The organism is Rhizobium sp. PL01 (assembly GCF_033447125.1).
Taxonomy (GTDB): Bacteria; Pseudomonadota; Alphaproteobacteria; order Rhizobiales; family Rhizobiaceae; genus Pararhizobium.
Genome location: NZ_JAWQUM010000007.1, coordinates 193,844 through 214,661 on the forward strand (window position 1 = coordinate 193,844; position 20,818 = coordinate 214,661).

Annotated in this window: 16 protein-coding genes; 2 read left to right on the forward strand and 14 right to left on the reverse strand. The window is 60.0% G+C overall.

Features of this window, described 5'->3' with window-relative positions; all coding sequences use genetic code 11:
• Window positions 1–180: 180 nt before the first annotated feature.
• From R6X40_RS17985 to R6X40_RS18000, 4 genes are all read right to left on the reverse strand, one after another.
• Window positions 181–2,163, reverse strand: coding sequence for an amidohydrolase (locus R6X40_RS17985; RefSeq protein ID WP_318415167.1), 1,983 nt, complete (start codon window positions 2,161–2,163; stop codon window positions 181–183).
• Entirely contained in the window at window positions 2,163–2,453 is a 291-nt protein-coding gene (locus R6X40_RS17990; RefSeq protein WP_318415168.1) for a XapX domain-containing protein, read from the reverse strand. The genes R6X40_RS17985 and R6X40_RS17990 overlap by 1 nt, the downstream gene beginning before the upstream one ends.
• A gap of 60 nt (window positions 2,454–2,513) precedes the next feature.
• Window positions 2,514–3,206 (reverse strand): hydrolase, encoded by a 693-nt coding sequence (locus R6X40_RS17995; RefSeq protein WP_318415169.1) that lies wholly within the window; start codon window positions 3,204–3,206, stop codon window positions 2,514–2,516.
• A gap of 94 nt (window positions 3,207–3,300) precedes the next feature.
• Window positions 3,301–4,233, reverse strand: coding sequence for a ring-cleaving dioxygenase (locus R6X40_RS18000; protein ID WP_318415170.1), 933 nt, complete (start codon window positions 4,231–4,233; stop codon window positions 3,301–3,303).
• A 115-nt stretch (window positions 4,234–4,348) separates the two neighbouring features.
• On the opposite strand from R6X40_RS18000, the gene R6X40_RS18005 reads away from it, so the two are divergent.
• On the forward strand, window positions 4,349–5,248 hold the full coding sequence (locus tag R6X40_RS18005; RefSeq protein ID WP_318415171.1) for a LysR family transcriptional regulator: 900 nt from the start codon (window positions 4,349–4,351) through the stop codon (window positions 5,246–5,248).
• Between the two features lie 513 nt (window positions 5,249–5,761).
• Window positions 5,762–6,718 carry a hypothetical protein gene (locus R6X40_RS18010; protein ID WP_318415172.1) on the forward strand — a complete coding sequence of 319 codons (957 nt, stop codon included), beginning with the start codon at window positions 5,762–5,764 and terminating at the stop codon, window positions 6,716–6,718.
• Between the two features lie 180 nt (window positions 6,719–6,898).
• Here the strand turns inward: R6X40_RS18010 and R6X40_RS18015 are convergent, their stop codons facing one another.
• The 10 genes from R6X40_RS18015 to R6X40_RS18060 all read right to left on the reverse strand — a co-directional run bounded on the left by R6X40_RS18015 (window position 6,899) and on the right by R6X40_RS18060 (window position 20,682).
• Window positions 6,899–7,786, reverse strand: a complete 888-nt coding sequence (locus tag R6X40_RS18015) for a UTP--glucose-1-phosphate uridylyltransferase (protein ID WP_318415173.1) — start codon at window positions 7,784–7,786, stop codon at window positions 6,899–6,901.
• Between the two features lie 105 nt (window positions 7,787–7,891).
• Entirely contained in the window at window positions 7,892–9,208 is a 1,317-nt protein-coding gene (locus tag R6X40_RS18020) for a glycosyltransferase family 4 protein (RefSeq protein WP_318415174.1), read from the reverse strand.
• Window positions 9,205–11,442, reverse strand: coding sequence for a hypothetical protein (locus tag R6X40_RS18025; protein WP_318415175.1), 2,238 nt, complete (start codon window positions 11,440–11,442; stop codon window positions 9,205–9,207). The genes R6X40_RS18020 and R6X40_RS18025 overlap by 4 nt, the downstream gene beginning before the upstream one ends.
• Before the next feature lie 17 nt (window positions 11,443–11,459).
• Complete coding sequence (locus R6X40_RS18030; protein ID WP_318415176.1) at window positions 11,460–12,191, reverse strand: hypothetical protein; 732 nt, start codon at window positions 12,189–12,191, stop codon at window positions 11,460–11,462.
• An 8-nt stretch (window positions 12,192–12,199) separates the two neighbouring features.
• On the reverse strand, window positions 12,200–13,450 hold the full coding sequence (locus R6X40_RS18035; protein WP_318415177.1) for a glycosyltransferase family 4 protein: 1,251 nt from the start codon (window positions 13,448–13,450) through the stop codon (window positions 12,200–12,202).
• Window positions 13,447–14,286 carry a class I SAM-dependent methyltransferase gene (locus R6X40_RS18040; RefSeq protein WP_318415178.1) on the reverse strand — a complete coding sequence of 280 codons (840 nt, stop codon included), beginning with the start codon at window positions 14,284–14,286 and terminating at the stop codon, window positions 13,447–13,449. The genes R6X40_RS18035 and R6X40_RS18040 overlap by 4 nt, the downstream gene beginning before the upstream one ends.
• Window positions 14,283–16,532, reverse strand: a complete 2,250-nt coding sequence (locus R6X40_RS18045) for a glycosyltransferase family 2 protein (RefSeq protein WP_318415179.1) — start codon at window positions 16,530–16,532, stop codon at window positions 14,283–14,285. Before R6X40_RS18045 ends, R6X40_RS18040 begins: the two co-directional genes overlap by 4 nt.
• Window positions 16,533–16,597: 65 nt before the next feature.
• Window positions 16,598–17,257 carry a calcium-binding protein gene (locus tag R6X40_RS18050; protein ID WP_318415180.1) on the reverse strand — a complete coding sequence of 220 codons (660 nt, stop codon included), beginning with the start codon at window positions 17,255–17,257 and terminating at the stop codon, window positions 16,598–16,600.
• A gap of 267 nt (window positions 17,258–17,524) precedes the next feature.
• Entirely contained in the window at window positions 17,525–18,925 is a 1,401-nt protein-coding gene (locus tag R6X40_RS18055; protein WP_318415181.1) for an HlyD family type I secretion periplasmic adaptor subunit, read from the reverse strand.
• Window positions 18,922–20,682 carry a type I secretion system permease/ATPase gene (locus R6X40_RS18060; RefSeq protein ID WP_318415182.1) on the reverse strand — a complete coding sequence of 587 codons (1,761 nt, stop codon included), beginning with the start codon at window positions 20,680–20,682 and terminating at the stop codon, window positions 18,922–18,924. The genes R6X40_RS18055 and R6X40_RS18060 overlap by 4 nt, the downstream gene beginning before the upstream one ends.
• Window positions 20,683–20,818: the final 136 nt, after the last annotated feature.

The following is a 20,818-nucleotide window of genomic DNA, read 5'->3' on the forward strand; positions in this document are numbered from 1 at the left end:
TTCGAGTGGTTTGATGCGCGGATTGTGACCGGGATTCACAACGCCAACAATTGCATTAAAAATCCAGATTTAATTGCGATTTTCGCAACATTAAACGAGGCCGCTTTTGACGGAGGCGATTTTTTGATGTTGGACGGGCAGCCGAATTCTGCTGCCTGTCCAATATCAGTAAAGTCGGCTCTAGACCGCCCAGCACGAGCATCCGAGCGCGCCAAAAAAGCCTTTGAGATCGCCGATCGGCAGCGTCGATGTCCAGGCGCTGGCGTGGTCGTGGCTGTGGACACCGCAGGCGCTGGCACATCCGCATGTGGCAATCGCCGTGCGGCGCAGCGAATTCAATCCCGCCCCCTGGGGTTCCCCCCAAGCGGCATAGCCGCCAAAGGTGCGCACGGGTGACCAGTCCGGCATGGCGGGGGGGACGTCGTTCTCGTCAAGTGCCTTGAAATCCCCGGCACCGTAGACGATCTTGCCGCCGATCATGGTCAACTGCGAGGACAGGAACGAAATCTCGTCTTCTGCGCAGGCGAAGAAATCCCTGTCCGGCACCATCAGGTCAGCGAACTGGCCCTTTTCGATGCGGCCCTTCTTGCCTTCCTCGTTGGAGAACCAGGTGACTTTTTCCGTCCACATGCGCAGCGCCGTTTCGCGGTCGAGGCAGTTGGCGCGCGGATAGAGCTGCATGCCACCAACCGTCTTTCCGGTCACCATCCAGGCAAGGGAAACCCACGGATTGTAAGAGGCGACACGTGTCGCATCCGTACCTGCGGAGACGTTGACGCCCTTTTCAAGCATGCGCGCGATTGGCGGCGTGGCTTCAGCCACACCATGACCGTAACGCTCGACAAAATACTCGCCCTGATAGGCCATGCGGTGCTGTGTGGCGATGCCGCCGCCGAGCGCCGCGATCCGGTCGATCGAGCGGTCCGAGATGGTTTCGGCATGATCGAAGAACCAGTTGAGACCGTCGAGCGGGATATCCTTGTTGACCTTCTCGAACACGTCGAGCGAACGGGAGATGGTCTCGTCGTAGGTGGCGTGCATCCGCCAGGGCCAGCGGTTTTCGGCAAGCACGCGAACCACCTCCTCGAGTTCTCCTTCCATCTCAGGCGCCATCTCGGGCCTTGGCTGACGGAAATCCTCGAAGTCTGCGGCCGAAAAGACCAGCATTTCGCCAGCACCGTTGTGCCGGAAGTAGTCGTTGCCCTGCTTGTATTTGACCGACTGCGTCCAGTTGAGGAAGTCCTGCTTTTCTTCCTTCGGTTTCTGCGTGAAGAGATTGTAGGCGAGGCGCACCGTCAGCTGATCCTCGTCGGAAAGCTTCTGAATGACCGCATAGTCGTCCGGGTAGTTCTGGAAGCCGCCGCCCGCGTCGATCACGCCGGTGATGCCCAGCCGGTTGAGTTCGCGCATGAAGTGCCGGGTGGAATTGACCTGGTATTCGAACGGGAGCTTGGGTCCTTTGGACAGAGTCGAATAGAGGATGCCAGCATTCGGCTTGGCCAAGAGAAGGCCCGTCGGATTGCCGTTCGCATCACGGGTAATTTCACCACCCGGCGGGTTTGGCGTTTCCCTGGTATAACCGACGGCGCGAAGGGCGGCGCCATTCAAAAGCGCCCGGTCATAAAGGTGGAGCAGGAAGACCGGAGTGTCGGGCGCTATGGCATTGATCTCGTCGATCGTCGGCAGGCGTTTTTCAGCAAACTGGTGCTCGGTAAAGCCGCCGACCACACGAACCCACTGCGGTGCGGGCGTGATCGCGACCTGCCGCTTCAGCATGTCCATCGCATCGGCGAGCGAGCGGACGCCATCCCAGCGAAGTTCCATGTTGAAGTTGAGACCGCCGCGCACGACGTGGGTGTGGTTGTCTATCAGGCCAGGCAGGACGCGTTTGCCCTTGAGGTCGATGATTTTCGTGTCCGGCCCGGCAAGCGCCATGACGTCGCGGTCGGTCCCCACCTCCAGGAACAGGCCGTCTTTGACGGCGACTGCAGTGGCGTTCGGATTTGCGCGATCAAGCGTCGTGACCAGTCCGTTGTGAAAGACGATGTCTGCGTGCATGGAAGCGGCTCCGGTCGAGATTGGATCGGCGGCATTGGCCGTTGAAAACAGATTTGAAAAGGCGAGGCTCGATGCAGCGCCTAAGAATGTGCGGCGCGTCGCCATCAGATTTTCCTCGAGGTCGGATCTTCGGGGGAGGTGGTTGCTGCAACCGCCTTCACGCCGCCCTTCGGGAGGTGACCGAACACGTGAGGCTTGACCTGGTGAAGCCAGGAAATGGCAGCTGGTTCGCGGTTCCAGAGGGTCTTTGCCAGAGGCACGATCTGCTCGCCGAGTAGAATACCCAGCAGGCCGACCAGCGCGATGACGGGCGGAGCGGGTGAGCGAACGTTGAGAAGCCCGTAGATGATCCCGACGAGAAGGCCGACTGCAACGGAGAGAAGGTAAATTTTCATCTGGAGGTTCCTTGTCAAAAAGGTTGCCCCACCCGGTGTTCCGGGCAGGGCATCTTCAGATCAGATGGCGGCCGGGTTCGGGCCGATGCGCTTGCCGTGGCTGACGCGCTCAGAACCGCCGTGGACGTGGGTGACCGCGTAATCGATACCCATGCCGTAAGCGCCGGAATGTTCCTTCACCAGCGCGGTGACTGCATCATAGGTTTCCTTGCGTGCCCAGTCGCGCTGCCATTCGAGCAGAACCTGCTGCCAGGTGACCGGAACCACACCCGCCTGCACCATGCGGTCCATCGCATATTTGTGCGCATCGACAGACGTGCCGCCGGAGGCATCCGCAACCATATAGATTTCGTAGTCGGTGTCGTGCATGCAGGAGAGCGCAAAGGTCGTGTTGCACACCTCGGTCCAAAGGCCTGCAACGACGATCTTCTTGCGGCCGTCTGCTGCGTGCTTGGCAAGCGCATCGCGAACGTTCTGGTCATCCCACGAGTTCATCGAGGTGCGCTCGAGGATGTCGTTGCTGGGAACGACAGCCAGCAATTCCGGGAAGGTGTTGCCCGAGAAACTATCCGTCTCGACCGTGGTGATTGTGGTCGGGATGTTGAAGATCTTCGCGGCCTTGGCAAGACCGACGACGTTGTTCTTCAAAACCTGGCGGTCGATCGACTGAACGCCGAAGGCCATCTGTGGCTGCTGGTCGATGAAGATGATCTGGCTGTTCTGCGGGGTCAGGACCTGAAGCTTGTTGGACATCTCGTGTTTCCTTTGATTGGATTGAAGACAGGCAATGAAGGAGTGGGGGCGGCAGGTCTTGCACGTTATGCCGCCCTATTGTTGGAAAGTGACCTCAGGCAGCGAGCGGCGTCAGCCCGGCCTCGATCTGGTCACGATACGGCTCGTATCGGGCCGGCAGTTTCAGGACCTCGCCGAGGTGCGCTGTGTCTTCGTCGCGGTTAAAACCGGGTTCGTTCGTGGCGATTTCAAACAGCACGCCGCCAGGTGTCCGGAAGTAGATGGCCCAGAAATAGTCACGGTCGATGACAGGAGTGACCTGGTAACCGGTATCCATCAGGGCCTTGCGCACTTCGAGCTGCTTGGCGCGGTTCTCGACTGCAAACGCGATGTGATGCACCGACCCTGCGCCCTGCCTTGCGAAAGGAACCTTCGGGAGGGCCTCGAGATCGATGACGTCCGCACCATTGCCGCCGGGCATGACGAAGCGGGTGACAGTACCATCGGTCTCGGTGCGCTGGTAGCCCATGAACGCGAGCAGTTCGGACGTGGCAGCGATATCATGCAGCCGAAACGTGGCCCCTGAAAAACCCCGGATCCCGGCACTTTCGTCGATGCCGCCGCCAATCCAGGCCTTGCGGCCATCGTTTTGCGCTTCGATCAAGGCAAATCCTTCGCCGTCCGGGCCGCTGAACCGCAGGCGGTCGGCACCAAAGACGGTGTCGGCTTGCAGGTTGCCGGCTGCGTTTGACGACAGGCGGTCCTGCCAGAAGGTGAGGGAGCCTTTGGGAATTGCGAACTGCGTTTCGCTGACTTCGCCAACGCCTTTGCGGCCGCGCATCACATCGGGGAATGGGAAATAGGTCATCACGGTGCCGGGCGTTCCTGCCTCATCGCCGTAGTAAAGGTGGTAGACGTTGGGGTCGTCGAAGTTCACGGTCTTCTTCACACGGCGCAGGCCAAGAGTGTCCGTGAAGAACGTGTTGTTCTGGCGCGCATCCGATGCCATCGACGTGATGTGATGCAGTCCCTTGATATCCTTGATCATGATGTTTGCCTTCCGCGGCTGATTTCGTTTCTGCTGTGATTGGAAATTATGCCGATTGATACGACGTCACAATTGCAATAATAATTGCCAATGAATTGCTCAGGATGAAATAATAATGAACGACTACAAGGCCCTTCGAACCTTTCTGCTGGCCGCCGAAAAGCGGAACTTCGCGCAGGTCGCGCGTGAGTTGAACATGACGCCCGCAGCCGTTACGCGGGCGATTGCCGCCCTGGAGGAGGACCTTGGCGTGCAACTCTTTGTGCGAACCACGCGTCAGGTGTCGTTGACAACGGACGGTGCGATCTTTGCTGCCCAGGTCCAACCGGCGGTGAAAGCGATCGACGATGCGCGCAAAGACGCGATGAACACCCACAAGGCGGATCATGGCCGGCTGCGGATCAGTGCGCCGACCTGGTTCGGCCAGCAGGTCTTGCCACCCATTCTCTCTGCATTCAGGGACAGTCATCCGAAGATCAGCTTCGAAATCTCGCTGGCGGACGGGCTCGTGAACATCATCGAAGACGATTATGATCTGGCAATCCGCATTTCCGCAGAACCCTCCGACAAGTTCACGATCTGGCGCAAGATCAGCATCGTTGACCGTATTCTCGTCGCAGCACCGGGGAGCCGTTTTTCCGACATGACGCATCCGAACGCACTGAACCCTGACGATTGCCTTGCCTATAGCGGCCAAAGCAAACGGGAGCACTGGACGCTGTCGGACGGGAGTGGAAGCGCCAGCATCTCAGCCGGCCGCGCCTTCAGCGCCAACAGTGGCGAACTGCTGGCAAGCATGGCGGCCGACGGGGTTGGCGTTGCCATGTTGCCGAAGTTCCATGTGGCCGAACATCTGCGGACCGGAAGGCTCGTCCACGTCCTAAACGACTGGTCGCCGCCACCCTTGTGGTTGACGCTCTACTATCCTCCATATCAGGCGCTGCCGCCACGCATCGCCTCGTTCTCGAAGTTTTTCGAACAACAAGTCCCGGCGTTCATGTCGGCGATGGGGTGAGTTTTGCCGATAAAGCGCCGGTGCCGCTAACGTACAATTTTCTCCGAAAGGATAGACGGCACCTCGTGGCGCGGTTTCTTGGCGCGGTTTCTTGGGGCGTTTCAACGGCGTGGCAAACCGTGCGACCGTGGCCGCTCAGGTGAGGGCAGCCGCCAAACCGCGTGTGCGATGACCTCAGCCGGCAAGCGTTGGGGCTTGCTGTAGCTCGCGTTTGAGCGGTCGAAGCGGGAAAGCGCATCCCCAAACACGCAAGGGGCCGTGAAACACCTGTCCGGCGGCGAGGCGTGCGGCGCAAATCCACGCAGCACACCCCGGAGATCCCGAACTGCTGCGGCTGAATCCGAAGCAAGACGTGTTGCGCTTTGACTGCTGAGCGAGGCGCATATTTTTTGCCATCAGTCTTATGTATAAATCCTGTGTTGATTTTAGATCTGAGTTTTATCATACTGTATTCTAGGGTGTATATTTCAATATTTGAAGTATATTGTTGATTGTTGATTGCTGGGTGAATGTATGCGCGTCTTCTCAGATGATAACCTGGAGGTGATACATCGGCCAGGCTCATCTCCGTATCTTCTTATCACCTTTAACGAGATGGAAATGAAGGCGAACGGCAGCCGGTATTGGGGACAGCGGTTTTGCGATAAAGCTGACATTTCGGTGCTTGGCTTCATCAGCCGCCGGCCAAACTGGTTTCCGGCGGCGAGCATCGTCAAGGCTGTCGAGGCGGCAGCGCCTATCCTTCACGCTGCACCGGAGCGTGTCCTCTACGGGCACTCGCAAGGCGGCTATGCGGCGTTGCGCTACAGGCGGCGGTTCAACGCCAATGTTGCCATCGCTTTTTGCCCGCAGGTCTCGATCGATCCGAAGGCCGTTCCTTTCGACGGCCGGTTTGCACGCCATTTCTCGGCCGGCCTCCACGCCGGTATGGGGATCGCCCCGGATCACGCAGCCGGCCGCGCCTATCTCTTCTTCGATCCGTTCCATGCTGTCGATCACAGCCACGCGGTTCGCATCGCTGCCCTGCAGAACAAGACCCATCTTGTGCCGGTTCACATGACCGGTCATGGCACCGTTCGGGCCTTCACCGGGACGGCGCGCGCACTGTCGCTGATCGAGGCCTGCCGCGAAGACGACCGTCCCGGTCTGCGCGCTCTGGCCCGGGCTGCCCGGGTGACGGCGCCGATGCGCCCCTATCAGATCGCTGTCACGGCGATCGCCCGCCATCGGGGCTGGGCAGACCAATTTCATGCGCATTTCGGCTCGGCTTTCTCTTCGGTGGAGCGGGCGAACTTTCTCTACCATCGGGCCAACCGCCACATTCGCGACGGCGAACTCGCGGCCGCACGGACCTTGCTTTTGGACGCTATGACGTGCCAGCCGGACAATCTCGGCTTCGCCAGGCGGCTGGCAGAGCTGAACGGCCGCATCGCGCGTGTCCCCAAGGAGAATGGGACAACGCATGTGTGATTTGAATTTTTCCGAGCCTATCCGTGAATACGGCTTTTGACGGCGGCGGTCGGCCGCAAGTCTAACCTGCGGGGCTGGTTCGCCGCTCGCGCAGGCTCGCTAAGCGGGCACTGGTCCTGAATGCGAAGATCAAACCAGATCGCGTGATCGCTCTGACGCGATCTGGTTCGGGTGTAGTGTTCAGGCGTGCGCGCTGCGTGAAGCGGTGAGGGCTTCGATCTCCAGATTGACGTAAGGGGCAAGGTCGGCGCGGGCCATTGCCATGTGCAGGTTGGCATTCACGAACCCGGCGGGCGTTCCGCAATCGAAGGTGCGGCCACGGAACTCGAACGGCCTGATCGTCTGCTCGCCCATCAGCGCGATCATGGCATCGGTCAGCTGGATTTCGCCACCGGCGCCAGGAGACTGCTTTTCCAGCAGATCAAAGATTTCCGGCTGAAGGATGTAACGTCCGGAAATGAACAGGTTGCTCGGCGCTGTGCCCGGCGCCGGCTTTTCCACAAGACCCGTCACAACCGGTCCGTCACCCGTCGGCTTGAGGGACACGATACCGAATTTGTGGGCCTCTTCTGGCGCGCATCTTTCCACCGCGACCACGTTGCCCCCATGACGGTCATGGAGGTCCATCATCGATGTCAGGCATGGTACGTGATCAACCATCAGCATGTCGGGCAGCAGGACGGCAAAGGGCTCGTCACCGATCACCTGGCGCGCCGTCCATACCGCGTGTCCCAGGCCGCGCGCCTGCTGCTGGCGGACGAAGGAAATGCTGCCAGTGGCCGGTGTGCTCTGGGCCATACGCTCTGCCAAGGCATGCTTGCCGGCATTGCGCAGGCAGACGTCGATTTCAAAGGCGTGATCAAAATAGTCTTCGATCGCACCCTTCATCCGCCCGGTGACGATGACGATGTGCTCTATCCCGGATGCGAAGGCCTCCGCGACGATATAGTCGAGGATTGGCCGATCGACGATGGGCAGCAACTCCTTGGGAACGCTCTTGGTTGCCGGCAGCATCCGTGTTCCAAAACCGGCGGCGGGGATGATGGCCTTGCGGACTGTCGTGTGCATGTCGGGAGGCTCCAGTTCAAGCGATCTTGTGCGTGGGTTGTCATCGATAGGGTTGATCGACCCTGTTTTGGCCGAGGCCGTTTCCGCGTTCCTCAAGACGCGCCGTTAAAGCGCCTGCTCGAGAAGGGCGGGGCTCTCGGTCATCGCGGCATCGAGTTTCTTCCGCAAAAGCGCGCGATAGAGTTTGACATGTTCGCGCGCGCAACCGAGGTGATCGAAGGGTTGCCGCATGGATATCCTCAGCTGATCCCAGGTTTGGCTGTCGCTCAACGCCTCGACCATACGATCCGCGAGATCCTGGCCGCTGCCTGCGCGAAAATGCAGGCCGTCTTTTCCCTCACGCACCTTCTCGGCCATCCCGCCAATATCCGAGCAGATCATTGGCCTGCGATGGAGGAGGGCCTCCTGGATCACGATGGGTGAATTTTCCCACCAGACAGATGGCACAACCACCCAGTCGACAGAACGCATCAGCCGGGGCACGTCCGCATTCTGGTAGGCGCCATAGAAACGCACGCGGGGGCCAGCGTCTGAAATGAGTTTCCTCATCCGTTCCTGGAATGCCACCGGCTGCCGTTCGAGGTTGCCGCCGAAGATCATCAGGCAGGAATCCTCGCCCCATATCTCGTTGGGGATGCGCGAAACCGCGTCAATCAGGATGTCGACACCCTTGAACGGCGTCATCTGCCCGAAATAGGCAAAGCGGTTGCGGCGCGGGTTGAGACCGTGCAACTCCCGCGCGGGCACAGCCGCTTCCACGGCGATCCCGTTTTCGATCACGCAGAGCTTGTCCTTTTCGATGCCCCACGCCGCGTAGCGGTCCGCCAGAAACCGGCTGGGGGAGACGAAAGCGTCGGCCAGGCTCAGCATCCCGCGCGCAAACAACTCCCGCTTCAAGAAGCGCGAGACGGGAATATCGGGAAAACAGCCATGGCAGGCGACAGGGGATGCTGTTTCGCAGAGCTGGCCGGACGGCTTCACCATCTGCCCGTGATTGTGGCAGATCGACAGATATTCGTGGAACGTGACGAGTATGGCCGCGTGTGGAAATGCCTCTCTCAGCGCGTAGAGCGCTTCAAGGCCGATGCCGAGCACATGATGGAAATGCACGACATGGGGCCTGAGATCGCGCGCGAAACGCAAAAGGTCCCGGCTGAGCGCCTGTGTATCACCGTTGGACAAAAAGAAGTGGTCGTAGTCGTCCGCGTGGAACAGCAATTCGTCTTCGGCAAGTCGAAGGCTCATCAGCGCGGATGCGGCATGCCGCGGCACGGGATTGCCGATCCTTGCCAGATACACCGATTCCACGTTCGGCATTGCGTTCAGGCCACGATGCAGGTTGTGAGATGCGATTTCCGCTCCGCCGAGTGACAGTGTCGGGTGCGCATGCGAGATCACAAGGACACGAAGTTTCTCGTTCATGCGGGCCTCTTTTCCAGATTTTGTTCAACCGCAGGGACTGACAACCATTGGCTTTTGAAGATCTGCCGATCGATCTCGTCCACCAGTGCTGCCTGTGCCGGACTATCCCCGTCGCGGGCGTCGTCGCTGCCCCACATTTGCACCGATGGCAGCAAGTAGGCGTCGATGCCGGACCGGCTGAGACGCAGGCCGAGATCCAGGCCTTTTTCCTGGGTGCCCAGATAACCGGCGCAAAAGCCGCTGGCGCGCGACAGGACGGCGCGCGGCATGATGCAGCACTCCAGCGAGGCCGCGGCAATACGGGTCAGCTTCATACCGGTAACCGCTTTGAGCGGATATCCGGTGTAGCGGCCGACAACCGGTTGGTCGCAGTTGTCGTCATCGATCCAGCTTCCCGCCCAGCGAACGGAATGATCCTCGTAGGCCAGGACCGGAGAGACGATGCTTGCTTTCAGGGTCGCGGTCGTGGCCACCAGTTTGCCGTACCAGCCTGCCCCGTGCGGGATCAGCGCGGCGGAGAGCGACACGACCGTTTCACAGGTGAGTGCCTGCGTGCCGGCTTCGAGCATGTCGTAGACGTCGCCTGTTCCCTTCGCCGATACCAACCTCAACGAAAGCCGATAGAACCGCGCGATTTCCTTGAAGCGGGTGGCCTGCCTGCGAAACCGCTCAGCAGGCATGGCGATCACGATCGGTGCGTGCCGGGTTTCCGGATCAAGCGCGAGCAAGGCAAGCAGCGGGAAAATGTCCTCATCACTCTCCCCGGCGCCGATGATGATCGGCACACCGGTTTCCTGATCGAAAGGGCCGGCATCCAGGATTGTGTCTATGACCGGTGCTAGCCTGACGGAAACCTTGAGAAACGGGACAATTTGCGCGTCGACGATCGCCGGAAGCGCACAGGTGCCGGGATCAATGGAGCCGATCTGGCGCAACGCCGCCAAGCGTGCCGGCAGCCGCGCTGGTCTCACCGGGAAAAATGCACGGCGTGAATCGCGCAGTGTCAGTTCGACGTAAAGAGGGCTCCCATGATCTTCACTCCGCAGGTGGGCCTGGGCGATAAAGCCATGGGCGTGCTGTTCCCCCCGCAGGTTTGACGAAAAGTGCTGCTGGTCGTTGATACTGTCCGTCACATCGGGACGATCGAAGCGCGTCCAGCGTTCGTCGAGCCTTGCCATGGCATGGCGCCGACGCAGTGTGACCGTCGTGACGTGGCCCTCAGGGTCATAAAGCCAGCCGCAGATCAGCAGGTTTTCGCCGTCGGCCTCAAACGTCGTGTCTATTCCCATCCGGACGGGAAACGGCAGGCCGGAGACGGTTTCTTTGCCCTCAAAGCTGTTGGCGGCTGCTCGCAGCGACAAAAGCACATCCGGCGTCCCGTGGGTCCGCAGCAGGATCGAGCGGATGTGCTCGGGTGTTTCCAGTGGGGCTGCGATGCGCTTTCGCGGGTGCAGGGCAATATGGCGCCAACCGGCGCGCCCGCGAAAGACCAGACCTTCGATCTCGTGAGCGCGGGAAGCCTGGCCGGCCTCGAGAAGGCCGATAAACCCGGAAGCACCATCGGGAGCGTCCTGGCGGGCAAAGGTAGCGATGCCGCACTCCGCGACCACCGGTGTTGCACCGCCGACCACAAACATCCGGCAAGGGCCGGGTGCCATGCCGCGGCTCCAACCCTGCAGAAACGTCGCCCCATCATGGCTTTCACCAATCAATTCAATGAAGCCATCGCTTGCCTGGGCTGCCTGCAAAAGTGCTGTAACGGTCAGAAGTCTGCGGCGGCTCATGTCGCCGCCCATCAAAACGTCGACGAGCCGGTTGATGACGGAAGCTGACTGAGGGCCCGCCGTTTCAACCACCAGGGCGCCTGCTTCCTCCGCGCTGGCAAGCCGGGGCGCAAAGATGGAGCGTGCGCCCGTCTCCTCTTGTCCCAAACGCACCGTGGCCATGGCGAGGTCCATGCCCTCTATCGGCAGAAGCGCTGCGAATCCGTGCTTGGCCCGGGGCGAGGGCGCGCTCAATCGCCATTCAAAGACAAACGCGCTTCGCGTTCCCGCATCATCCTCACCGGCGGTGACCACCACGTCGCCGGCAGTGGCATGGCCGAGGCCGATGATCAGCATGGTTGCCTCGTCGACGCGGCAGCCGATCACTCGTCCGGAGCGCATCGCCCGGCTCGCCCCGTGTTTGCCGACCGTGGGGCTGGCACCTGTGGGAGATTGTTCTGTAACCAGCACGCCTTACCCTTTCTGGATCAGATCCTGATAATCGAAGCAAGGCTGGCGCCCGCGGTAAATCCCACAAGAACGAACAGCAGCAGCAGCAAGGGCTTCAAATCGCCGTTCGTCCGCTTTCGAAGCGTATTCAGGCTCTTCTCCATCCCTGCAACAACCCCATCCAGCCGCATCAGGTGAACATCGAGATCATTCAGCCGTTGGCCGATATCCACCCTGAGGCTTTCGACAGCGTTGCTGACGTCGGTCAGGCTGGTGGTTTCGGGCGTGTCGGCATCGACCTCTGATGTGCGCTGCAACGAGCGCTGGGAGACCTGCAATTGCCGTTGCGCCGCCATCAGCACGTCGAGCTTGTCTAGGACTTTCGCCAGCGGGGCGGCGATGAGAGCTTCGGCCGCCTGCTCGTTTGGCCGGGGAACGCGCAAGGCCTGCTCGATACCGCTTCCATTTCGCGCGACAACGACGATGTCGTTGGCACGCGACTGGACAGGATCCGGCAATGTGATTTCGAATGCGTGTTTGCCATCGCCAATACCGTTGCGCCGCAGGTCGGGACGATTGCGATCGGCAACAGCCTCTGCAATCACCTTGCCATCGAGCAGGGCACGGATCGTCAGCCGCTGGTCCGGCGTCATCGGGTCGAATGCCCAACCGAAAATTATCCCCATGTCGATAGCATCCACCCGGCCGTTCATCGGCTTAGCGTTGTCCTGTTCGGATGCGGCATCTGGTCGTTCCGCGGGATTGGCCATGAGGTCTCCTATGCCTGAACCTGTGCGGTTTCGAGCCGTTTGAGGTAGCGGCGGGCGGTTGTGTCGATGTCGTCGGGCTTGCGCGCATTTTCGGAGAATTGGCGCAGCAGTTTTGGCTGTTCCAATATGGTGCGCATCGCCGTGGCGAGCGCCCGGGCATCGTTGGGTGGTACAGTCAGGCCGTTGACACCGTGTTCGATCATTTCAGCCATTCCCCCGATATTGCTGGTGATGACCGGACGGCCCTGAGCCTGGGCCTCCTGAATGACCAAGGGCGCGTTTTCCCACCAGACGGAAGGAACGATGGTGCAATCGACTGCGGCCACCAGATCGCTGATATCCTCGCGTCGATAAGGCCCCCGGCGATGCACAGATGCCGAGGTTTCGGCAAACCGCCGATCGATCTCCTCGACGAAGGCCTCGCTCTGGAACGGCGCGCCGCCATGAACACGCAGCTCGAAATCAAGACCATCGGCGAGAAGCTGACGCGCAGCATCAAGCAATACGGTTATCCCCTTCCAGGGATTGAGATTTCCGAAATATCCGAAGACCGGCCTCCCGCTCTCGAGCAACGCTCTTCGAGCGCCGGTATCTCGGGCGGGGATACCATTGGGAATGACGCTGATCTTATCTGCGTCCAATCCCCACCGCACGAAGCGCTCCCGTAAAAAGGCGCTTGGCGAGACGAAGTGATCAACCGTGCTCAAGAGGGCCTTCAGATGGTTTTCGCGCAAGGCAAAGCGGTCGAGCGGAATGTCCTTGAAACAGCTGTGGCAGCGATCCGGGCTGGCCTGGTGACACAGTTCCTTGCTGCCGGTGCGCACCATCAGGCCGTCGTGATGGCAAATGGGGTAGTAGTCATGGAGCGTCATGACAATCTTGCAGTGGGGCAAGGTACGTCGGACAATGTGTGGGAACTCAGCGCCAAGCAGCAGCAGGTGGTGGAGGTGAACCACATCCGGCCGGAAATCGCGCAGCAACTCCGTTATGTCGGGGACAATGCCATAGAGGTCGATCTGGCTCATGAAGAAGTGATCGAAATGTCCGGACCACAAAAGGATCTCATCTCCAGCCGCACCGATGCTTTGAAAGCTCGTGCCCGGTCGGGCTTCGCGATGGATCTGGTTGGTGGCGCCGAGAAACAGGGCTTCATGCCCCGCCCGCTGATAGGCGCGAAACAGGTCATGGGCGAATATCTCCGTTCCACCCGGGTGGAGGGATGGATGGTTGTGGGCTGCAACCAGAATCCGCTTGCTCATCGACCATTTCCCCGGCGTTTCGCCACGATGAAGTCCTGATGGTGGCTCGCGTTGCTGCCGCGCCAATGGCCAAGCGACTTGAGGGCGATGGAGAGGCCCGCCCGTTCAAGCGCCTTGTTCAGAAAACCGTCTTCGAAGCCGATCGCGGCAAGCGGTGGCTGATTGGGGACGAACCAGCATGGACTTTCGCCATAGCGGCGGAAAGCCAGACGTGGATCGCGCCGCCCGTGTTCGTTTGCCGTCGCGATCCGGTCGACCACGAACGCGGTCATGAACAGGCGTCCGCCGGGCGACAGGATCCTGCGGACCTCGGCGAGATAGACAAGCACCTCCATGGGCGGCAGATGCGTGACCACGGATGTCATGATGACAAAGTCGAAATGATGATCGGGAAAGGGAAGCCTCAACGCCTTCCCGCTGATCTTGCCGTCCGGATTGTAGAGTTCGTGCGCGATGTCCAATCGCTGGAAGGCAAAATTGGGGTAGGCAGGCGTGATCGTCCGCCGGCACCAGTCGATGCCGTCCTCAACGGGATCGATACCGTCGTAGCGGCCGGTCTGCGGATCGAGATACTGGGTCAGCGGTACGGCCATCCGGCCGATGCCGCACCCAATGTCGAGCACGCGGCTGTCTTCGCGCAGGCCGCCGATGCGAATGAAGTGGCCGAGAAATTCCGCTCCTATCGCGCGGAAATCACCGTCTCCGACGAAGGCGTTGTTGGGTTCCGGTTGCGGCAGAAAACGATTGCCGTGCACGGATTCAAGGAGCCAGCGAACCCGGTCTTCATCAATCAACCGGGGCAACTTGGGCGCGCGCAGGAGGACCGCTTCCGTCACGCTGCGTTCCTTTTCCGGATTTTGACACCTGCGGAAGCGGGCCGATCCTGGTCTCTACCGCGTTGGTTTTCCATCAGGTCGGTGATGTCGCTCTCCCAGCGCTGTGTGTGCAACCATGAATTGTATTGACTTGCAACGCCGCGCATATAGTCCTGGCTGCGGCGGATCGAGCGCCGCTCGAAGTGATACAGGCTCGCTGCCGGCTCATAGGTTATCTGAAGCCCGAGGCGACGGATCTTGAGGCACAGGTCGCTGTCCTCATAGTCGCCGATCACGTAGTCTTCGGTGTACCCGCCAACGCGCTCATAGGTTTCCCTGCGTGTCACAAGACAGGCGCCGGTGACGCCTGGAACGTCGCGGGCAAGTTGGGCTGGCGCGTAGTCGCCAGGCATGCCCTTGTAAAAATGGTGGTTCAACCAGATTCCGCGCTGGTCGCGGCCGAAGTACAGTCCGGCATGTTGCAGCGATCCGTCTTCAAAGATCAGTTTCGGGCCGACGGCCCCCACCGTCTCGCTTTGAAGCAGCGTCCGAGACAACACTTGCAGCCAGCCTGGCGCTCTCGGCACGACATCCGAATTCAGCATGACCAGGACGGCGCCGCGTGCAAAACGTGCGCCGGCATTGCAGGCACGCGCATAGCCGCTGTTGCGGTTCATCACGACCAGCTTCATCGGCAGTCCATGCAAAAGGTGCAGGCCGCCCAGCAAATGTTCCGTCTCATCCTGGATTTCCGGAGAATCAAGGACGTAGATGACTTCCGCGTTGGCGACGAGCCACGGATCCGTGGCCATTCCCGACAGCTGGAAGCGCAGGAAATCGAGAACCTTGTAGAGGGGCACGACAATCGACACGAGGGGCGTGCTTTTGGGAAGGCTGTAGTCCTTGGTGCAGTCGACCTCTATGGTTTTTCCCAATCGCCGTTCGATGTCTTGCAAGGCGGGGGCGAGAATGGCGCGAAAGGCATCGTCGACGGCATGCTGTGGGGGCACAGCGCGCAGAACATGGTTTCGTTGTGCGGAGGGCTCGAAAGGCTGTGACTTGGGGATCAGCGGCCTGACCGCTCCCGAGGCAAGACGCATCTGAAAGCGCGGTTGCAACAGCGGTCCGGGGGATTGCGCCAGCGGAATAAACGCAATGAAACCGGTCACATCGGTCTTGCTCTTGTCATCCTTGCCTTGCGCCCATGCCGGGAATTTGTAGCTGTTTGCATCGAGCGGCACGGCCGTGCCGTCTTCCTTGACGTAGTCGATGCCGGCGAATGCTGACGTTGGCGCATGAAACCAGCCGCCGGCGAGAAGGCCGCCGTCGAGTGCCAGAGCCAGATCGACCTCTCCCGACGGGTGCATCGACGATTTCGCGATCCGGTTTGCCACCAGCGGCGCGCGAACTTGAAGGTCGATCGCCGTGGCGGCGCCGCTTTCGGGCAGGGTGGCCAGGCTCCGGATGACGACTTCGCGCAGTTCCACCGCCTCACGATTTTTGCTCCACCAACTCAAAAGGCTGGAATGGCGGGGCTTGGCGTCAGCAAGCTGGCGGATGGCGAGGCCATTCTTGCTCAAGAGGACCATGAGAAACAGCGGCGACGGCGCCTCGGCGATGAAATGGCACGATTGCAGGCCGTTTTTCGCGTTGCGTCCAAGGACAAGCCGCACAGTCATGCGCGTGATCGAAGCCGCACCGATTGCGTAAATCGATGTGATGTCGCCCAGGTCCGGATTGACAGCTGTCTCCAGGAGATGACGTCCGGGGGCAATCTGGCAGACGATGCTGGCGGCCTGCGGTTCGGGTACCAGCGCGTGAAGGGCGTCTTCCACCACCATGTTGAAAAGAGGGTCGCCGTTGATGCGAAAGGCGCTTCGCCAAACGGTCAGCAGAGTGTTGACGAACTTGATGCGGGCATCGGGCGCAAGATCCGCGAAAAGAAGGTCCACATCGAGCGGTGCAAGCATGCGCGCCGGCTGCATGACGACGGTCTCCGTGGCGCCGCTGTCCTTGGTGTCAATGCTCACATTCGCGGGCTGCTGTTTTGGTCTCATCGCCCAGAACATGCGTTGTCCTCCGTTGCCAAGCGGCAGCATCATGCTGACGAGCGGTACCGGCGACTGCTCCATCGACAATAAGGAGCGTGTCTTGGCGGGAAGGGCTGGGGGACGGTCCCAGATGATGACAGCCAGCTCAGCACCGAGCCGAAAAATCTTTGCGTTCCTGAAAACGCCGGTGGCGTCTATCGATAAGTCGAACGTCACAGCTGGCCCCTCTGGATCAAAATAGCGCGCCCCACGGGAGGAAGCAGGGCGCGCAGGATTCTGGTTCAATGAACGGTGAAGTAGTTCTCGGGATTGGCATGGATGTCGTTGGCATCGACATTGACCAATGTGAGTGTGTCGCCATGGCCGAGATCCACGATGACGTTTCCGCCAACCTGGGTGACACGCGAGGCCAGGTCTTCTGGCGACGTCACATCAAGACCATTGATGCCCTTGGAGATCTGCAACAGATCCTCGCCGGCCGTAAAGTCGAGGATGACGTCATTCCCGCCGCCGCCATCGAAGACAAAGACGTCATGGCCAGCACCGCCTGCCAGGATGTCATTGCCAGCACCGCCGTCGAGGATGTCGTTGCCGTCGCCGCCATACAGGATGTCGTTGCCCTTGCCGCCGGACAGAAGATCGCTTCCGTGTCCGCCGAACAGGATGTCATTGCCCTTGTCACCATACAGGAGGTCATCGCCCCAGCCGCCGACGAGGGTGTCGTCACCGTTTTCACCGTTCAGCAAGTCGCTGCCTTCGCCACCGAACAGGGTATCGTTTCCCTTTCCGCCAAACAGCAGGTCGTCACCGTCACCACCGAACACGATATCGTGCCCGTTGCCGCCGTTCACGAAATCATCGCCCCCATGGGCGCGAATGAAGTCGTTGAAACGGGAGCCGAACAATGCGTCGTCGTATGCTCCGCCTTCCAATGTGGCCATCTGCCTCTCCTCTTCAGATTGATATGCACGCGTTGTCGGCGCAGGGTGCGACGATCTCGCGCTTTAAATGTGCACTGCAAAAAAAAGTAACGCAAGCACATCTCTGGAGGCAATGGCAGATTTTAAGAAATATATTTCCCGAAATGAGTCTGTGTGGTGTTCCATTTTGGAAATCGCGGGTTTTATGAAGTAAATCCAACCATTTTTACTTTGAAATAACTTCAAAATTTGAAGTAAATTCATCTCAAACGGCTGCAGTGCAGCAATTTAATCCTCCCTGAACGCGCGGTTGAAGCTTTCGAGGACCGGCGAGGTAAGATAGTCGATCGCACGGCGTGACTGATGGATGATCAGCACCTCGGCTGGCATTCCGGGAGATAGGCGGACGTCGGGGTTTGCCTTGAGCGATGCCATGTCGAGTTTGGCGCGTGCGACGAAAAACGCACTGTTTGATTTTTCATCGACGGACTGGTCTGCGGCGACATAGGTGATCGTGCCCTCCATCGGCAGCCGGGAGCGCTGATTATAGGCCGTCAACCGGATTTGCGTATGCGACCCCACGGCGATGCTGTCGATATCGCGCGGATTGACGCGCATCTCGACCAGTAGCGGCTCATTTTCCGGAACGATCTCAAGCAATGGCTGGCCGGGCGTAACGGCGCTGCCAGGGGTGCGCACCAGAATATTGCTGATAATACCCTCCTGCGGAGAGCGGATCAAAAGGCGGCGCAGCACGTCGCGCGAAGCGGTGATCTGCTCTTCGACGTCCGCCAGTTCGATGCGTGCCGTTGTGATTTCTCCAGCAATGGTCGACTGAAACTCGCTTTCGATTCCGGTCAGCCCAAGCTGCGCGCCCGCGCGTGCTTTTTCGGCCTGGGCCTTGCCGCCAGCGAGTTCCCCCCTTTCCCTGGCAAGCTCGCTGAGCTTGGAGTCTATTTCGATAAGCCGCGTGCGCGATGCTGCGCCTTTTTGCACCAGGGTTCCGATCGCCGTCCGCTGTTCGTTGATCAGGCCGATCTGCTGATCGACCGCCTGGGTCTGAATGCTCAGTGATTTTGTCTGCTCGAGGTACTCTTCAATGGTCTTTTTCTGAACCTCGTTGCGGCCGTCTTTGGTCTCGCGCCGCTTTTCGAAAAATACCGTCTCGGCCATGATGGCCTCATCGACGGCAACGGTCTGGGCGTCGCCGAAATTGCTCGGAAAGCGGATGTGCGCCAGGTCGGCCTGCTCGGCTTTCAGTCGAGCCAGTTTCGCAATCAGGCCAATGCGCCGGATTTGCAGCGACTGCAGGCTGGAGCGGGCTCGCGTATCCTCAAGCTCGATCAAGGGCTGCCCGGCGGAAACCGTTTCGCCCTCCTGCACAAGCAGCCGGCTCATCACCCCGCCTTCAAAATGGCTGATGGTCTTACGCTTGGAATCGACGATCACCGTGCCGTTGGCGACGGTCGCGCTGCTGAGGTCAACCGAAAATGCCCAGGTAAAAAAACCACCGAAGGACAGGATGATCGTGGCGAGCCCCGCAATGACAAGACGGCGCAGCGGTGAGCGGCTATCAAATTGATCGAGCTCTACGTCCAAGGAGCCGGCATTCGGCGACACCGGCCGATGCTGCTGGAGACGGCGCTCGGAAAGATCGGGGCGGACCGCAAGGGGCTTTTTCTCCATCATATCGCGGCCACCTCGCGCGGGGATTCGCCCGGGATCGTGGCTGAAATCACAGCCGTTCGCGGTCCAAACTGTGTGATGCGGCCGTTTTCGAGCACGAGGATCTTGTCTGCGACCTGCATGATGGCTGGCCTGTGGGCGATCAGGATGACGATGGCGCCGTCTTCGCGTGCGTGCTGGATCGAGCGGATAAGGGCCCGCTCGCCAATCGCGTCCAGGTTCGCGTTCGGCTCGTCGAGCACGATGAGGCGCGGCTTGTTGTAGAGGCAACGCGCCAAAGCGATGCGTTGCCGCTGCCCTCCGGAAAGGGTCAGGTGTCCGTCTCCGACGGGTGTGTCATAACCGAGTGGCAGGCGTCCGATCATCTCGTGGATGTCGGCCAGCCGCGCCGCCTCCAGCACTTTGTACGGGTCGCCATCTGCCATTCGACCAATGTTTTCCCGTATCGTGCCTTCCAGCAGCGACACGGATTGCGGCAGATAGCCGACCACCTGGCCGAACGAACTGCGCTCCCACAGATAGGTGTTGTTGCCGTCGAGAAAGACGCCACCAGTCGTGGGACGCAAGACCCCGACCAAAAGGCGTGCAAGGGTCGATTTGCCGGCAGCGGATGGACCGGCCACGCCCAAGACTTCGCCCGGGGAGAGAGAGAAGGAAATGCCCTTGATAATGGGCACATCCAGCCCCGGGGCTGCGTAGACCAGCTTGTCGACCACGATGTCACCCGATGAATGCGGTGTGGGCATCGTTTGACGGATCGCAAGGTCCGTGGTGAGGGCGGCCTCAAGGCGACGCCATCCCGCGATCGCCAGCACCCATTGCCGCCAGTTGTCGATGAGGGAATCAAAAGGGATCAGCAGGCGCCCGACGAGGATGCTCGACGCCATCATTGCGCCAGGCGTGATGTCCTGCTGCAGCACCAGAAATGCTCCGGCTGCCAGTGTGAAGATCTGGATGGAATAGCGCAGGCTGCGCGTGATCGACGATATCGCCTTGCTCCTCGTCCCACTCGCTTCAAAGGCGCCCAGCGCTTGCAGTTGCAGGACGCGCCAACGGGCCGCAAGCGCCGGCAACATGCCCATAGCCTCGATGGCCTCGGCATGCCGCAGCGATGCACCAATCCTGGACACGGCCTCGATATTTGCCTGGTTCGCCTCCTTGGTGAGTTGGCGTGTCAACATGTCCGTGACCAGTCCGCCGCAAAGGAGCAGAGCGGCGGAGACGGCTCCGATAAGGCCAAAAAGCGGATGCAAAAGGAAAAGGGCGCCAAGGAAAATCGGTGACCAGGCCGCATCGAGGGGGGCACTCACCGCTGACGACGTCAGGAAGCTTCGCAATTCCGAGATGTCGCGCAGCGATTGGGTCGCCCGCGTCAGGCCCTGATCGACCGAAGCCTGAACGGCGGCGGCCAGAATGGGCAGATTGAGCCGGCGCACGAGTGCACCTCCGATCGCCTGAAACGACAGCGCACGGATGAATTCTAGGATGCCGAGCACCACGAGCGCGCCGACGGCCAGGATGGTGAGCATCGAAAGCGTTTCCATGCTCTGGCTATTGAGCACCCTGTCGTGCACTTGCAGCATGAACAGCGGCATCGTCAGTTGTAATATATTGAGACACACACTCAACCCCGCTGCGTAAAGCAATCCGAGCAAGAATACGCGCTTTGCTTGCAAGATAAGCAACCTTGGGTTGTTGTTATATTTGCTTTCGCCAACTTTTTCCTTGAGAAGTGTCCCATTTTGAACGGTATCACGCATGGCGATTTGCCTCGAGTTAACGTTATATCGATCTGTTCGATGGCAGATTCGTTTATAACTGTGCCGAAGTGTAGTATTGCTTCAGCCAATCTGGCACATAACGGAGTGCTTGTGCAAGATCATGGTAATTGAAGGC

Bases quoted from the DNA above. Each gene is read 5' to 3' on its own strand.
- R6X40_RS17995 (WP_318415169.1), bottom strand. From the start codon at position 3,206: ATGTCCAACAAGCTTCAGGTCCTGACCCCGCAGAACAGCCAGATCATC.
- R6X40_RS17985 (WP_318415167.1), bottom strand. From the start codon at position 2,163: ATGGCGACGCGCCGCACATTCTTAGGCGCTGCATCGAGCCTCGCCTTT.
- R6X40_RS18060 (WP_318415182.1), bottom strand. From the start codon at position 20,682: ATGCGTGATACCGTTCAAAATGGGACACTTCTCAAGGAAAAAGTTGGC.
- R6X40_RS18010 (WP_318415172.1), top strand. From the start codon at position 5,762: ATGCGCGTCTTCTCAGATGATAACCTGGAGGTGATACATCGGCCAGGC.
- R6X40_RS18015 (WP_318415173.1), bottom strand. From the start codon at position 7,786: ATGCACACGACAGTCCGCAAGGCCATCATCCCCGCCGCCGGTTTTGGA.
- R6X40_RS18030 (WP_318415176.1), bottom strand. From the start codon at position 12,191: ATGGCCAATCCCGCGGAACGACCAGATGCCGCATCCGAACAGGACAAC.
- R6X40_RS18020 (WP_318415174.1), bottom strand. From the start codon at position 9,208: ATGAACGAGAAACTTCGTGTCCTTGTGATCTCGCATGCGCACCCGACA.
- R6X40_RS17990 (WP_318415168.1), bottom strand. From the start codon at position 2,453: ATGAAAATTTACCTTCTCTCCGTTGCAGTCGGCCTTCTCGTCGGGATC.
- R6X40_RS18005 (WP_318415171.1), top strand. From the start codon at position 4,349: ATGAACGACTACAAGGCCCTTCGAACCTTTCTGCTGGCCGCCGAAAAG.
- R6X40_RS18000 (WP_318415170.1), bottom strand. From the start codon at position 4,233: ATGATCAAGGATATCAAGGGACTGCATCACATCACGTCGATGGCATCG.
- R6X40_RS18055 (WP_318415181.1), bottom strand. From the start codon at position 18,925: ATGATGGAGAAAAAGCCCCTTGCGGTCCGCCCCGATCTTTCCGAGCGC.
- R6X40_RS18035 (WP_318415177.1), bottom strand. From the start codon at position 13,450: ATGAGCAAGCGGATTCTGGTTGCAGCCCACAACCATCCATCCCTCCAC.
- R6X40_RS18050 (WP_318415180.1), bottom strand. From the start codon at position 17,257: ATGGCCACATTGGAAGGCGGAGCATACGACGACGCATTGTTCGGCTCC.